This is a genomic window from Prochlorococcus sp. MIT 1323, from assembly GCF_047304905.1.
In the GTDB taxonomy this organism is placed as follows: domain Bacteria; phylum Cyanobacteriota; class Cyanobacteriia; order PCC-6307; family Cyanobiaceae; genus Prochlorococcus; species Prochlorococcus marinus_D.
Window position 1 is genome coordinate 817694 of sequence record NZ_CP138973.1, and the last position, 14243, is coordinate 831936.

At 48.3% G+C, this 14243-nt stretch carries 15 protein-coding genes and 1 pseudogene; 13 read left to right on the top strand and 3 right to left on the bottom strand.

From position 1 onward, the window contains the following. Nucleotides 1–188: 188 nt before the first annotated feature. The 6 genes from SIB68_RS03900 (at nt 189) to SIB68_RS03925 (ending at nt 7356) form a co-directional block, all read left to right on the top strand. On the top strand, nt 189–1418 hold the full coding sequence (locus tag SIB68_RS03900) for an FAD-binding protein (RefSeq protein WP_268874313.1): 1230 nt from the start codon (nt 189–191) through the stop codon (nt 1416–1418). A gap of 32 nt (nt 1419–1450) precedes the next feature. Then, on the top strand, nt 1451–3031 hold the full coding sequence (locus tag SIB68_RS03905; RefSeq protein WP_063400658.1) for a SulP family inorganic anion transporter: 1581 nt from the start codon (nt 1451–1453) through the stop codon (nt 3029–3031). Between the two features lie 331 nt (nt 3032–3362). Then, a complete protein-coding gene (locus SIB68_RS03910) occupies nt 3363–3752 on the top strand; it encodes a putative quinol monooxygenase (protein ID WP_063400736.1) in 390 nt (129 codons plus the stop codon). A 1115-nt stretch (nt 3753–4867) separates the two neighbouring features. Next, nucleotides 4868–5917, top strand: coding sequence for an amino acid ABC transporter substrate-binding protein (locus SIB68_RS03915; RefSeq protein ID WP_063400660.1), 1050 nt, complete (start codon nt 4868–4870; stop codon nt 5915–5917). 6 nt (nt 5918–5923) lie between these two features. Beyond that, nucleotides 5924–6817, top strand: a complete 894-nt coding sequence (locus SIB68_RS03920; protein ID WP_063400661.1) for an ABC transporter permease subunit — start codon at nt 5924–5926, stop codon at nt 6815–6817. A 29-nt stretch (nt 6818–6846) separates the two neighbouring features. Then, nucleotides 6847–7356, top strand: coding sequence for an HdeD family acid-resistance protein (locus SIB68_RS03925; RefSeq protein WP_063400662.1), 510 nt, complete (start codon nt 6847–6849; stop codon nt 7354–7356). A gap of 178 nt (nt 7357–7534) precedes the next feature. Here SIB68_RS03925 and SIB68_RS03930 read toward each other — a convergent pair whose 3' ends face one another. Further along, complete coding sequence (locus tag SIB68_RS03930) at nt 7535–7771, bottom strand: DUF6868 family protein (RefSeq protein ID WP_063400663.1); 237 nt, start codon at nt 7769–7771, stop codon at nt 7535–7537. A gap of 300 nt (nt 7772–8071) precedes the next feature. Here SIB68_RS03930 and SIB68_RS03935 point away from each other — a divergent pair, with 300 nt between their 5' ends. Both SIB68_RS03935 and SIB68_RS03940 read left to right on the top strand, forming a co-directional pair. Further along, nucleotides 8072–9031 carry an amino acid ABC transporter permease gene (locus SIB68_RS03935; RefSeq protein ID WP_413681932.1) on the top strand — a complete coding sequence of 320 codons (960 nt, stop codon included), beginning with the start codon at nt 8072–8074 and terminating at the stop codon, nt 9029–9031. Next, nucleotides 9028–9768 carry an amino acid ABC transporter ATP-binding protein gene (locus SIB68_RS03940; protein WP_063400665.1) on the top strand — a complete coding sequence of 247 codons (741 nt, stop codon included), beginning with the start codon at nt 9028–9030 and terminating at the stop codon, nt 9766–9768. Before SIB68_RS03935 ends, SIB68_RS03940 begins: the two co-directional genes overlap by 4 nt. A 393-nt stretch (nt 9769–10161) precedes the next feature. On the opposite strand, the gene SIB68_RS03945 is transcribed toward SIB68_RS03940, so the two are convergent. Beyond that, nucleotides 10162–10440 carry a hypothetical protein gene (locus tag SIB68_RS03945; protein WP_063400667.1) on the bottom strand — a complete coding sequence of 93 codons (279 nt, stop codon included), beginning with the start codon at nt 10438–10440 and terminating at the stop codon, nt 10162–10164. A gap of 352 nt (nt 10441–10792) precedes the next feature. Here SIB68_RS03945 and SIB68_RS03950 point away from each other — a divergent pair, with 352 nt between their 5' ends. The 4 genes and pseudogenes from SIB68_RS03950 to SIB68_RS03965 form a co-directional block, all read left to right on the top strand. Then, on the top strand, nt 10793–10996 hold the full coding sequence (locus tag SIB68_RS03950; protein WP_236069035.1) for a hypothetical protein: 204 nt from the start codon (nt 10793–10795) through the stop codon (nt 10994–10996). Further along, nucleotides 10983–11345, top strand: coding sequence for a hypothetical protein (locus SIB68_RS03955; protein WP_063400668.1), 363 nt, complete (start codon nt 10983–10985; stop codon nt 11343–11345). The genes SIB68_RS03950 and SIB68_RS03955 overlap by 14 nt, the downstream gene beginning before the upstream one ends. Before the next feature lie 149 nt (nt 11346–11494). Beyond that, on the top strand, nt 11495–11785 hold the full coding sequence (locus SIB68_RS03960; RefSeq protein ID WP_063400669.1) for a SemiSWEET transporter: 291 nt from the start codon (nt 11495–11497) through the stop codon (nt 11783–11785). Continuing rightward, nucleotides 11770–12118 (top strand): annotated as a pseudogene (locus SIB68_RS03965) (hypothetical protein); the annotation flags it as partial. The gene SIB68_RS03960 and the pseudogene SIB68_RS03965, both read left to right, overlap by 16 nt. A 242-nt stretch (nt 12119–12360) precedes the next feature. Here the strand turns inward: SIB68_RS03965 and SIB68_RS03970 are convergent. Beyond that, nucleotides 12361–13341, bottom strand: coding sequence for a carbamoyl-phosphate synthase (locus SIB68_RS03970; protein ID WP_413681933.1), 981 nt, complete (start codon nt 13339–13341; stop codon nt 12361–12363). A gap of 466 nt (nt 13342–13807) precedes the next feature. On the opposite strand from SIB68_RS03970, the gene SIB68_RS03975 reads away from it, so the two are divergent. Then, the gene (locus SIB68_RS03975) at nt 13808–14074 is read left to right on the top strand and encodes a hypothetical protein (RefSeq protein WP_063399012.1); all 267 of its coding nucleotides are present in this window, start codon (nt 13808–13810) and stop codon (nt 14072–14074) included. Nucleotides 14075–14243: the final 169 nt, after the last annotated feature.

The window sequence follows — 14243 nt, forward strand, 5'->3', positions numbered from 1 at the left end:
CCCTATCTGTTGTCGTGAAGCAAGAGAACCAACGCAAAGTTCGATGTCTTCAATGAGATCTTGACTGAAGCCTGATGAGCAAGGGCTTTCTCCTCAAGACAGAGATAGTTACGCTGATCAATGAGGGTTAAGAGGCCGCCATTCATCGTCGCCTCCATGTTCCAAACGCACTTGCAGAGGATGCTTGCATCGCAGGAGTCTTCAATCCCACAGCGGATGACATCCCTGCGCTGATGCGCTCGCTACAGCTCAAACGTAAACCCTTAATGGTTTGCAGCGGAGGCACAACCAGTCGCTGTGCAGCTGAAGGACACTGGACCCTGGATCTGCGCCAAAGCTGTCGCCAGATTCATTTCGATCCCAGCACCCAACACGTGGAGATTGGGGCTGGTCAGAGAATGGAGAGTCTTCTCAGGGAACTCGCCAAGCACGGACGAAGTTTTCCCACAGGGCTATCAGGACTGCCAGGCCTCGGTTACATCCTCACTGGAGGCATCAGCCCTTTGAGTCGCAGTCAAGGATTAGCAATTGATCAAATCCTTGAGATCAAAGGTGTATGGGGCGATGGAGAAAGCTTTGTTCTCTCCAAGCCGGAAGCTGCTTGCTGCTCTGAAGATCAATTGGCTTGGCGTGGCCTCTGCGGAGCAGCTCCTTTTCTGGCTGTGATCACAGACCTGAAGCTTCAGACACATCTGCTGCAACCGCTGCGTATCTGGCAATCAAGTTTGACGTTTGAACAGCTGTTGGAGCTTATCCATCAGGCTGAAAGCTGGCCTGATTCGTTAAGCCTGCAGTGGATCTGGGGGGATGAAGTCCACGCTTACGGAGTGCTTCTTTCTGCCGATGCTGCCGCTGTTTCGACATTCAATCAGCTGCAAAAAACAACTCTCTGCACAAACGTTGTTGAAATTGACGATGTTGCTGGCATACATGAATTGCCACCATTTGCATTGCCTGTTGTTTCGAACGCAGCGATTGGGCGTTGCCACTCTGAAGTCGTTGCATTGCTTGGCCCTGCTTGGGGGTCTGCCTGTCAGGGAGTGATCACGTCCCTTGCCGAACTGATGGCAGAACGCCCAGATCCAAGGTGTTCCTTGGCTGTTCAACAACTCGGCGGAGTCGCCAGTCGGCAACGCAAGGATGTCAGTTCTTTTATTCACCGTGAGGCGATCTGGAAACCATGGATCACGGCAGCCTGGCCGGCTGGAGATAGCCATATCAGAGCGCTAAGTCTCAACTGGCTAGAGAAGGTATGGGAAACGCTTGAGCCTTATTGCGAAGGAGTTCATCTGGCTCAGATGCATCCGCATCTGCCATGGCATCAGCGGGAGCTGAAAGCAGCATTCGGCGAATGGTTACCAGGTCTTCAAGAACTTAAGGCTCGTCATGACCCAAACGGTATTTTGCCGTCGCTTTGAGATAAGGTCTGCCGTCAAAGCCAGCCTTTTTAATGATTAACCGGTCAGAACCATCGTTGATCAAACAGTGGTTAGGCAACCCTCCAAAAGATCTCCTCTCTGGGCTGGTGGTTGCCTTCGCAATGATCCCAGAGGCGATTGCCTTTTCAGGCATCGCTGGTGTTGATCCGCAAGTGGGCCTCTTTGGTGCGTTTTGCCTTTCAGTCACCATCGCCATAGTCGGCGGACGTATGGGGATGATCACCTCAGCGACTGGCTCGACAGCACTGTTGATGACAGGGCTTGTGGCGACTGGTAATGCCGTTGGGGAAGGCCTAGGCCTTGCCTATTTGATGGCAGCAGGCCTATTGACTGGGCTCTTGCAAATCCTTTGGGGTTATTTGAGACTTGCCTATCAAATGCGTTTTGTTCCTCAAGGGGTTCTAAGTGGATTTGTGAATGCACTCGCCTTATTGATTTTTCAAGCTCAATTACCCCAATTAGGCCTGAATCTGCATTACGGAGAAGCAGTAGTTAGCGACCATGCCACCCAGATTTTGCCTACTGGTGGCCAGATCCCTTTGGTTTGGGGGTTAGTGATCCTTGGATTGGTGATTATTTATGGCTTACCACGCTTGACTCGCCTGCTGCCTTCTCAGCTCGTGGCCATCATTGTTTTGACGATCATTAGCATCGGCTTCAGCTTCGATATTCCAACCGTTAAAGATTTAGGACATCTCCCGACTGGTCTTCCTAGTTTCACACTTCCATTTGGGTCATTAGCAGATGGGAAAGTGCCATTCAACCTCGAAACATTTGGATTGGTGTTACCAACAGCTCTCGCGGTTTCCTTGGTTGGGCTGATTGAGACTTTCCTCACCCAAGACATCGTTGATGATTTAACTGATACCACATCAAACAAGAACGTTGAGGCTCGAGGCCAGGGAATCGCAAACGTTGCCTCCTCTCTTTTTGGAGGAATGGCTGGTTGTGCACTTGTAGGCCAATCGGTAATGAATACAGAGAATGGTGGGCGTAGCAGGCTTTCAACATTGTTTTCTGGTGTCAGTTTATTGTTAATGATCTTGGTGGGTCGAGTCTGGTTAGAACAAATCCCTATGGCGGCGTTAGTGGCTGTGATGATTGCGATTGCTGTCAGTACTGCTGATATCCGTGGACTCCGGCAGCTCAAAAAGATTCCTCGTAGCGATACAGCTGTGATGCTGATGACTTTTGCCGTCACCATGCTCACCACACCCCATAATTTGGCGCTGGGAGTTTTAGCGGGTGTTGCACTCGCAGGAATACTCTTCAGCCGTAAAGTTGCCAAAGTGATCCGTGTCAGTGTTATTCAAGTCAACCCTGATGAGCTTCGTTATGAAGTCAGTGGACAATTGTTCTTCGTGAGCAAGGTTTATTTTTTACAGGGCTTTGACATTCACAAGCACCCTGCCAAAGTGACGATCGATATGTCGCGAGCACACATCTGGGACCAAAGCGGAGTTGCTGCATTGGATCAGGTGATCCGCAAGCTTCGCCTTGGAGGATCGGAAGTCGAGGTGGTGAGCCTTAACAAGGAAAGTCTTGATCTATTTGAACGCATAGGCGGCAATCAAGAGCCTGCTCATATCTAGAAGGGTTGTATTTGAGATGATGCCCAAGATTTTCTAAGTCGTCTTATCGTTAGAGTTGTTTGCAGCGCCAATGATTTCAAATCTTGAACTAGCTTAAAGGTCTTAGATTCATCTAAACCATTAATTCTTTAGACACGATGAGATTTTGTTAATGCAATAACTTACTGGGAATATTCCAGTCGGGCCGTATATTTTACCAACCATAAAACGCGCTACTTTGCAAAATCATGAGTTTGATTTGCTGCTAAAAAAAGATGCCTTGGTTCATTTTGAAATTCACTCATACACCTACTCTGAGCTGCTATAACTCTTTAGCTCACCAATGCTTTTCATGGCGAACTTCGATGCTTCTACGCCCTTTCTTCTGCTGGCTCGCATCCATGTAAAACCAGGCTGTGTTGACGATTATCTTTCATTGGCTGCGACGACAGATGCAGGGGTCAAGGATTCTGAGCCTGGGATGTTGCATCACACCTTTGATCAGGATCCAGACGATCCCCTCGCTTTTGTTTGGTCTGAGGTCTATGCAAATGATGCAGCCTTTTTGGCTCATCTATCGAACCCCATCGTTGGTGACTATCTCGCTAAGCATGCAGAGCTTGGCGATGGCTTTAGCGTTGAGGTCTATGGAACCATTGGTGCTGAGTGTCGAGCTGCAATGGCAGCAACTGGATTACCCCTAAAAATCTTCGAGACAAGATGTGGATACAGTCGTGTCTAAGTTTTGTATGAATGCTTTCTGTTGCGATAAAATTGGCATTAAAAAATCATACCCTAATATTAAGTGATCAGCATGAGATCTATTTTTTAGTATTTAATCTAACTAGGAACTATAACTACCCTTTGATTATCAATAGGCTATAGCGCAGAAGGAATGAGGAGCTTATAGACTGACTTTGCGCCATGTGGCTTTCTTTTCCGTCATTGGTTGTCACATGAAAATCATTAAGTATTGATTTCTGCCTCTCTATCCTCAATTATGGCGGTTAAGTGCTTCAAGTATTATCTTGACACTAAGACCAGCATTGAACTGTTGATTCATCGCTATAATATCTCATCAAAACCCATAAAGCTCTTGGTTACCACTCTGGCCTAGCATAGATAAAATGCATAATCCTTATCTCAATGTCACTCGTATTTAGACAAGTTCGGCCTTGCAGATTTTTGCCCTACACTTGAATGCAGGGGCCCATCATTGAAAGTTGAGACAGATCAATAGCAGGGCAGTAAAAATCATTATTGGCATCCAAGTAGACAAAAGCGAGTAAGCCGCAAAAGCGCTTGAACGATCTGTTGAAAGCATTCTGTCATGCATCTAGTTAACCTAGAAATCTCTAGAAGTGAGATAACTGATTGAATTGGGGAGGGATTGACTCTTGGGCCCTTAGTCTATGCTTTCTAGGAAACTCCTCTTCATCCCAAGCAAACTGCTGACCAATGATGAATCGATAATGATAGTGATCCAATATACTATCCCATGCTAATAGCATGGGATAAAGATCTTTACCCTGTTCATGAAAAGAGTTAATAGCGGCAAGATCACTCAATTGACTTTTATTTAATCACGGTAAAACCTAGTTTTTCATATCAAGTCCCATTCCTCTCTCGGTCTAAATGAGCAACAAATCCATTTTAATTACAGGCCATAAAACATGTTTGAAGATATCTACTTTATGCAAGAGTTGATCTTCGGAATTTAAGACGAGTCATTCTATTATCTAGTTCCATTTTGAACTAAGGAATGTTTTAGTTGCTGCATTGCGTCAGGTGGCAATCGATTATTCTCAGGCTTTGCCAAAGATCTGAGAGGATGAGGCCAAATTGCATAGTTACAGCATGATGAGGCATTTTGCCACAGGTCTAGTCACTCTGTCTTTGCTTGCCACAGGATGTGCCTCGATTGATCAAGGTGGTGGTTCTCGGCTGGAATTGATCAGCAAGCGCGGCCAATTGCATTGTGGTGTCAGCGGAAAGATCCCAGGCTTTAGTTTTCTACTTGGCAATGGTCGCTATGAAGGGCTAGACGTTGATATCTGCCGCGCTATGGCCGCTGCAGTTGTTGGTGATGCCACGAAAGTGCAATATCGACCTCTTACAGCTCCCGAACGCTTCACTGCTCTAAAAACAGGCGAAATTGATCTGCTTTCACGTAACACCACATTTAATCTCAGTCGGGATGCAGCAGGAGGCAATGGTCTCACCTTTGCACCTGTGGTGTTTCACGATGGCCAGGGGTTAATGGTCAAGCGAAGTAGCGGAATTAAGGGCCTTCAGGATTTGAAAGCCAGCAACATCTGTGTCGGCTCAGGTACCACGACGGAACAGAACCTCAACGATGCATTTCAGGAACGAAAGCTTTCTTATACGCCGATCAAGTATCAAGATCTCAATCAGGTTGTCGCCGGTTACCTCCAGGGTCGATGTCTAGCGATGACTTCCGATCGTTCTCAACTTGCTGCGGCTCGATCTGGTTTTCCTGATCCTGAGCAGCACATCATTCTTGATGTTGTGCTTAGTAAGGAACCGCTTGCCCCTGCCTCAGTGGGTGGAGACCAGCGTCTTGGGGATGCCATCCGATGGGTGGTCTTTGCTCTTTTTGCCGCTGAGGAATTTGGTATTACTCAAGAGAATGTCGACAGCAAGCTTCAACAAGCCAAGACAAACCCACAGATGTCGTCGCTGAGACGCTTTCTAGGCGTTGATGCTGGCCTTGGTCAAAAGCTTGGTCTGGCAGATGACTTCGTCGTCAAGGTGATCCGAGCCACAGGGAATTATGGAGAGATTTACAACCGCCACCTCGGTCCAAACAGTTCTGTGCCAATTCCTAGAGGCCTAAATCGCTCCTATCGGCAAGGTGGCTTACTGATCGCGCCACCATTTAACTAACCCCCCATGAAGCGCTCGCAGCACTTTTGCTTGCAAGTTGGCGTCGCTCTCGCTCTGCTGACCATTCTTGGCGTGTTGATCAACAATCTCGCTGTGAATCTGATCCGCACGGACATGGGGCTCAGCTTTCTTTGGTTAGGACGACCTGCAGGCTTTGCTCTAGCTGAACATCCGCTGTCTTATAGGCCTTCGGATAGTTATGCCTGGGCTCTTTGCATGGGCTGGTTAAACAGCCTCAAGGTCATCCTTTGCGGCCTTGTTCTGGCCACGGTGATTGGAGTGCTTGCAGGGGCTGCCAGAAGTAGCCGCAATGTGCTGTTACGAGCACTGTCGAGCGGATATGTGGCCTTGATCCGGCAGATCCCTCTGTTGCTTCAGCTGTTGTTCTGGTATTTCGTTGCTTTCTTAAGCCTTTCCGGGACCCCCTTTGCGCCATTAGGAGCCTTGATACGTGTCTCGAACCAAGGGATCGAATTGCTTGGCCTAAATCTGAGCGTTGAATTTTCGGCTTTATTAGTGGGCCTAAGCATCTTCACAGCAGCATCGATTGCTGAAATTGTCCGCGGTGGATTGAATTCTGTTCCGAGTGGTCAATGGGAAGCGTTTCGCAGTCTTGGTTTGCCAGAAGGTTTTGGGTTACGTCGGGTGGTATTACCTCAAGCTTTACCAGCCATCCTCCCTGGCCTGACAAGCCAATATCTCAACTTGGCCAAAAACAGCACATTGGCGATAGCCGTAGGTTATGCCGATGTCTATGCGGTAAGTGATACGACAATCACACAAACCGGCAGAGCGGTTGAAGGATTCTTATTGTTGTTGATTAGTTTTTTGCTGCTTAACCTTCTGATCACTGGAGGGATGGAAGTTCTCAATCGAGTTGTGATCAGATCCCAGCAATAGCCTTAAGCTCAATTAGGTTTTTGTTTTTCATGGACTCTTTACTTCAACGGCGCATCGCAGCAGTGCTCTTGTTTATTGCAGCTGCCATTGCCATCCTTTTGCCTTTTGCCTCGGCCACCCTGCTAACCATTGCCCTCGGGGGGGCTGCCTGTGCCGCAGGCATTGGCCAATTATTGCGTCTTGGCGGTGAAACGAGCCTGCAGGGTAAAGTGTTTAGAGGCTTCAGTGGCGTGCTTTATATCGCAGCTTCTGTTTGGATTTTGATCGACCCGGTCGATAGTGAAATCAGCCTTACCTTGTTTGCAGGCGTCTTGCTTCTAATAGAAGGCTTGATGGAATTAGCTGGAGGTGCTGCATCTCCAAACCCTTTGGGTGGATTGGTTGTCTTCGATGGAGTGATCACAGCAATCTTCGGTCTATTGCTTGTTATTGAATGGCCATCAGACAGTATTTGGGCTCTAGGAACATTATTCGGGGCAGCATTGTTCCTATCTGCAATCAACCTGCTGAGAGCCCCTAAGCCTGCTGAGACCACTTAGCAAGTCACTCTCATTGGCGACATGATCAAATGTCTCCAATGAGACCAGTATCGATTAATAAGGTGAGATCTCAATATTCCCATAGGGATGCATTGAATCCTTGAATATTTGCACTACTACTACTTAGCTGTAGCCAATGCGCTCTGAGGTGATGCAGAAGCCAAAAAAATCCTTGACTTCAGCGAAGCACCAAAGCAGGTGTCAAGCAGAAGATGATGATCATGATTTCGTAAAGCATCATCCCGCCGTAGTGGATGCGGTCATAGCTTCTTTTGCTTAAATCGAGGAACCATCTTGAGTGCCAGCGGTAGCCCCATTCACGGTGTCGAATGAAGCAGATCAACCAGAAGGTCAAGAGTGCGAAATTCAGAACCGTTGCCTTGGCGAAGATTTCAGCGAATTCAGCTCTCTCCATTGGCTCAATCTTGGTTGATCTCTAAGCAATAGCAATGGCTTGTGCTTCTGTCCATGCTTGGCTCAACTAGGGCAACAGAACATCTGTTTCAACACGATGCACAAAGGGGCTTACGTTGATGATCTGCCTCGATGGCCTATGCGTTTGAGCCTGTCCCTTGATCGTTTCTATGCCAAGAGAAGTTGTCCGAATTGAGTTTCTAGTTCTCCTGAGTACACCTGCTAAATCCTGATGCAATCTGGGCCAAGCCCTTTTAAACGTCTGAAACGGCACCTATTGGCCACCCCTCTGGATGGCTTGATGTCTGTTTTGCTGCTTGCCCTGCTTGGTTGGGTTGCGACCACAACCCTGCATTGGCTTTTTGTTGATGCGGATTGGCAAGTCGTTAGCCAAAACCTTCCGCTGTATGCCTTTGGCAGCTATCCACCTCATCAACGTTGGCGCCCATTTCTTTGGATTGCGCTGCTGATAGGCCTCACCTTATTAACTCTGTTAGGGCCACGTCGGGGTTGGATTCGGAAGGCCTTGCCTTTGGTATGGATTGCGATGGTGCCCTGTGGTGTGGTTCTTCTTGCTGGTGGCCTCGGTTTACTGCCGATCCCTTCTCATGCCTGGGGTGGCCTAACCCTCACCCTGCTGCTCACTGCCTGCAGCGGTGCTCTTGCTCTGCCGCTGGGCATCCTTTTGGCACTCGGGCGTCAAACCAGGCTGGCCGTGATCCAACGAAGTTGCAGCGTCTATATCGACGTGATGCGGGCTGTTCCTCTAATCGCAGTGTTGTTTTTTGGTCAGCTTTTGATTCCCCTTTTCCTTCCCATGCATCTAGAAGTAAATAGAGTCTTGCGCGCTGTATTGGCCTTCGCATTATTTGCTGCTGCATACATCGCTGAAGACGTACGCGGTGGATTGCAAGCGATCCCACGAACCCAGCGTGAAGCTGCTGCTGTGCTGGGCCTGAGTCCTCAGCAAATGATTCAACTTGTGGTGTTGCCGCAGGCACTCCGTACAGCTCTACCGGCTTTGACAAACCAAGCAGTTGGATTACTTCAAAACACCAGCCTGATGGCCATCTTGGGTTTGGTGGAACTCCTGGGGATCAGTCGCAGCCTGTTGGCCAACCCTGATTTCATTGGTCGGTATCTGGAGGTGTATGTGTGGCTAGCAGGGGTTTACTGGTTGGTTTGCACTGCTATGGCCTTACTTGCCCGTCATCTTGAACATCAACTGAGCCCCACAAGGTCTGCTATTTCAAAGCGATGATTCCAGCCATTCATGCCTCCGGCCTTGTTAAATCCTTTGGTGATCATCAGCGAGCTCTTGATGAGGTGTCGTTGCATGTTGAAAGCGGAGAAGTTTTGGTCGTGATGGGTCCTTCGGGTTCTGGTAAAAGCACCTTGATTCGAACCTTCAATGGACTCGAGTCGCTAGATGAAGGGCGACTTGAAGTGCTTGGTATCCCCTTGGATGCAGACCACGATGAACATCAGATACGACGTATCCGTAAACGTGTGGGCATGGTGTTTCAACAATTCAATCTCTTCCCACATCTATCCATCCTCGACAACATCACCCTTGCACCAATTCGTGTGCAACGTCGGCCTCGAAAGGAAGCGGAGGCACGCGCTAATGATTTATTGACTCAGATGGGAATTGCCGAGCAAGCAGGTAAATACCCGGGCCAGCTGAGTGGAGGGCAGCAACAACGAGTAGCCATTGCACGTGCACTCGCACTACAACCTGAAATCATGCTTTTTGATGAACCTACAAGCGCTCTCGATCCAGAAAGGGTCAAAGAGGTTCTTGATGCGATGCGGTCGCTAGCGAATGATGGGATGACCATGGTGGTCGTCACCCATGAGATGGGCTTCGCCCGTGAGGTGGCAGATCGGGTGTTGTTTATGGATGAGGGCAAGGTTGTTGAGACCTCATCACCAGATGAGTTTTTCGCGAATGCTCGTGAAGAGCGCAGCCGCCGTTTTCTAAATCAAATGATGTGAATTTCTCCAGGGCTTTTCAGTATTGAAACAATTTCGACGTGAGTGATTGGAACTAACACATAGGCAATGAAATTACAGCCGTTACTGAAAGCTTCTAGTCCTGATGCAACATACGAGAAGAAGACATCACGCTTGTCACTAACGGAGTTAGCTCCCGTGATATAAGTATCAACATAGCCTGTATTCACCGGCCTGCTGTCAGCATCAGCATTCAACCCAAACATCCAAGAGTGGTCTCTGTTCAACCACTGATACCGAAGCCTTGTTGAAGTCCTAATCAAGGAGAGTTTTGCTTTGTCATTGCTTTGATGTCTGTGCTACACGAGCAATTGGGTCAGGCGAGAACGATAACTTCTCTATAAAGCTTGGTAATTCATTACGCCACAGTCATTCTCAGTCGTCCGTTCCTGATGCGCTATCAGCAAAGGTCTTCTCCAATCGCGCTTTGATTGTCTCGTCCTGGCTGATCTTTGGTTGATAGGGAGGCTTTCGTTGAGAGCTGACCTTTGTCCCAGCCCCAAAGTCAAACAGCCCTCCTGCCTTCATTTGTCCGAGTGGACCTCTCTCGATTGGGCCGTTCTTGAATATCGCAGTTTTTGCCAAATAGCCAACACCAAGGCCAACCAACACCGCCATTGAGATCAACGTGAGTAGAGCAGTGTGCGTCTCCATCTAGATCACATGTCCTTCCCAGCAGCCTTGCACACCTCTAATGAGTTCGCATGGCCAGAGGTGGCAAGAAGATGATCTTGTGGTCAGTGATCATTCAGCTATTGATTGCTGGTTGCAGCTTTCCGTTGGCTCTTCCCCAAAGTGGGGCTTAATGGTCAGCGAATGGCATTTCAAGCCATTCCTGCCTACAGATCAGGCCTGGAAGCCCTGATCAGATGACTGAAATTAATCCTGGGGGAGCTTGCCATGGAGCTGGAGCCAATTCTTGATCGCCTGTTCGGCTTCCATCGGAATGGATCTCAGCCTGCGCCAAAAGGCTGAGCTAAACAAGATCCTCCATGGCTAAGGCCAGGTGCTTAAGGAGCTCGAGAACGAAGGGGAAGCTCTAGAAGAGGCTTTTGAGGAGAACGGTTCTTGGGGTCTGTCCTCTTGGTCTACCTTGGTAGAAGCTGCGCGGGCATTTATCCACACCTTCCGCCTTGCAATGGATCAGGCGAAGGAGGCACGGCTTGCTCGGCGTGAGGCCGCCAAGGAGGTGGTCGATGTCGATCACTGATGGGTTACTCGCAGCCATTGAGGAGATCAACAACCTCGACAAAAAGCTGGCTCGTGACATCGGGGAGCACATCGACTCCCAGGCCCGCAGGCTTCAGGCTCTGAAAAATGAGGTGGAGGCCAAGGCATTCGCCACACACGCCTTTAGATCGTTACCTCCAGCAAAGAAGGAGCAGTTCGAAAAGCTCAAGGTCACAGAGCTTAGAGCCATTGCGTCACGCATGGCTCTCCCTGGACAAAGCAAATACACAAGGAAGGCAACCATCATCGAATTCATTATCGATAACAAAGCACCACTCGCTCCGTCATATGAACAGCTGTTGGCGTTTTGGGTTGAGCACAGCCGATAAGGGATTGGTTGCAGAGGAGCGCCTAAGCAAGGAGCGTCTTGCCAAGGCACTCCAAAAAGACACTGGGGTGTGCCTCTCCAAATAGGCAAAGCGGCTGTGCAATTACACTGAGAGAATAATTATCCATAAACTAATTCTTACAGTTCTAAATGGGCATTGATCAACCAATAACTCCTAACACCTTCGGCTTTATAGCTGCTGCATTAACGACCATTGCATTCTTACCTCAGGTCATAAAGACATGGAAAAGCAAGAAGGCTGATGATGTATCGATAGTGATGCTCTTGATGTTTATCACTGGCCTCTTATTTTGGATCATCTATGCAATAGAAACGAATGCTGTTCCTGTTCTTATTGCAAACATCATTACCTTAATCCTCAACGTAACAATCCTTACCTTGAAGTTAATCTACGGGAAGCAACCCACTACAGCAGGCTAAAAGCATATGGCATCAGTGAATAGCAGCCAGCTTTTTAAAGTTATCGGCAACACTTGATGGTTGTGCCAGGCGCTATGAGCGTTTCTGCCAGCGCTATCGCCATCACAGCAAAGCTTCTCAAAGGAGCCACTGGGGGAGTCGCATGCTCAAACGACTAGTCAGTCATTCAAGAACTACAAGCAAGAAGAAAAGGTTTCTCCAGGTCAACAACAGCTGCCGTTTGCGTTCGATATTCGCCCCAACCAAATCCCTGAGAATTGGCATCAGGTTGCAGTGAGATTTAGAAAAGCCAATGGCATCCGTGATGGTGATTCACGTCTGTTACTGTGGTGATTAAGTTAGAAATATAAGTAGTTTTCTGGCAGATAAATTTGACGTTAGATTTGTCATGAATGCGAAAAACTATTGCTAGTTGTTGCCTGCTAAAGAAGACATCAAGGCAACTTTCTGCAAGTCAATGGTGCCAGGTATTGATGGTTGTTTAAAGCTAATAGTGAAGTGATTGAAGAAATAAAAAAGCCCCCGCAATTGCAGGGGCTTATGGAGGGTATCCTCATAAGGGATACACACAACACTCAACCACCAGGTGATAAAAACCCAGGGCAACCATATTGCCACCACAAACAGTCGTGCACCCTTACATCTCGATTCGCTGGTGTTGTAGATAACGCTTGAATTGCAGGCATCACTGCTGGTTGTTTCTTGCTTGGTGCTCCATAGCCATTGCTTCCAAAGCGATATTTAATGTCTGCTGTAAAGCGTGTATCAAAAGCCTCGTCATATGAGAGGTTTGCACCAAGTGTTAAACCATTGCTGATGTTGTAAGCCAACCTTCCTTTAACACCAGAACCATCAGCATCATCGAGATCACCTTGTTGGTAGTAATAACCAACAGAGGCATTGAGAGCAGGTGTGATGCTGTAGCCAACATCCAAGCCGTAGGTATCAAGAGCACCACCTTTGTAGTGGCTATTCAGGCGTTTCTCGACATCACCAATAGGAACCAGTGCATAGGCATTGAAGTTCCATGTGTCTGAGACTGCTTCTAACCCTGCAGCAACTTGAGAGAAGAAGACATCACGCTTGTCAAAAACATTGACGCTGGTATCAGCATCACCTGTATTCATGGGTCGGCTGTCATAGCCAGCATTCACCCCATACATCCAAGAGCGATCATCATTGAGCCAGCGGTAACCCAAACGGGTTGAGGTGGAGATGGTGGTACCAGCCACTTCAGTATTGATGATGCTGCTGTAGCCATCAAAATCAGCGAAGTTGGCATTGGCTAAAGCATCAATAAACCAAACACTGTTCTCGCCAACAGCAATCGGCAGGAAGGCTCCAATACCGGCTTGATTGGGTGTGCCTGCTCCTTGCAGTGCTCCTTGAAAGCCCCAGTTGAATTGCACAGCATCTTTGAGGTTGATCTCCATCACCCCCAGATCTGCTGCACTGCCTTCTTTCTCTTGAGCAGCGACTGGATGGATGGAAGCGCTGGCTAATGCAAGAGCAGCAGCACCAGCAAGCGATAGAGGAAGGCGAATGGAGTGCAGCACTGGGATTGAACGCTTAAAAGGTCATTCATTATCTGATTAGTTTCTGCCTGCTGCTATCAGGCCATATCATCTGCAGCAAAAGGAGACTGAGAAGTTTTTACGACTGAACATCAAAAAGCCCCGCCATTCTGCGGGGCTTTTGTTTATTTGATTTCTCCTCCTGGGGCGGTGGCGACTTTTTGTTTTCATCCTTCACCGCTATCGATAGGTTCTCTCAACCTCTTGCAAAACGCAGTGTCCTGTCTCAATGCCACTGGTGAGCCTGAACACAGGCTGTGGATGTGATGAGTTCTATCTAATGGCGGCGCCAAAATCTGCCCACGAAGAAGGGCACCCGCGTTGGATGCCCTCAAGTCCAGGACAGGTTTTCAGGGTGTCTACGTCCTTGGACTCCTGATCTAGGTCTAAGCAAGCAACAACAAGGCGTCAGTAGGCAGAATTGCTCCTTTTGATCAATCGTCTCTAAGTGCCCCCGCAATACCCTTTCGTACCACTCAGGGGCTGGATCGCACAAGCATTTTTTGCTGCTAAGGACACAAAAAAGAGCCCCCGAATCGGGATGGGAGGTTCAGGTAGGCGTTTCGTTTGTAAGTGGGTTTCCCAGGCCCGCTGTATCCCTCGCAATCACGCCAGTTGGGTCCCAATCCACCTAGCGATAGCGATTATTGATCAGCAGTCACAACAACTGCAGCGACAACTACAAGCACAGGTTACAGAGGCTGTCATTGGCTGAAAAAGCAAGCGGTAGCAAAATAGAACGATGAAAAGCAAGGCTATTGATAGGATTAGTCTCAAGACTGATCTAGAACAATCAGATTCACCATCCACATCCCTTCTAATCAATCGCTGTGCACAAATAAAGGTGTGACCTACGTCACGATTGAATGAGAACAAGTTCGCGG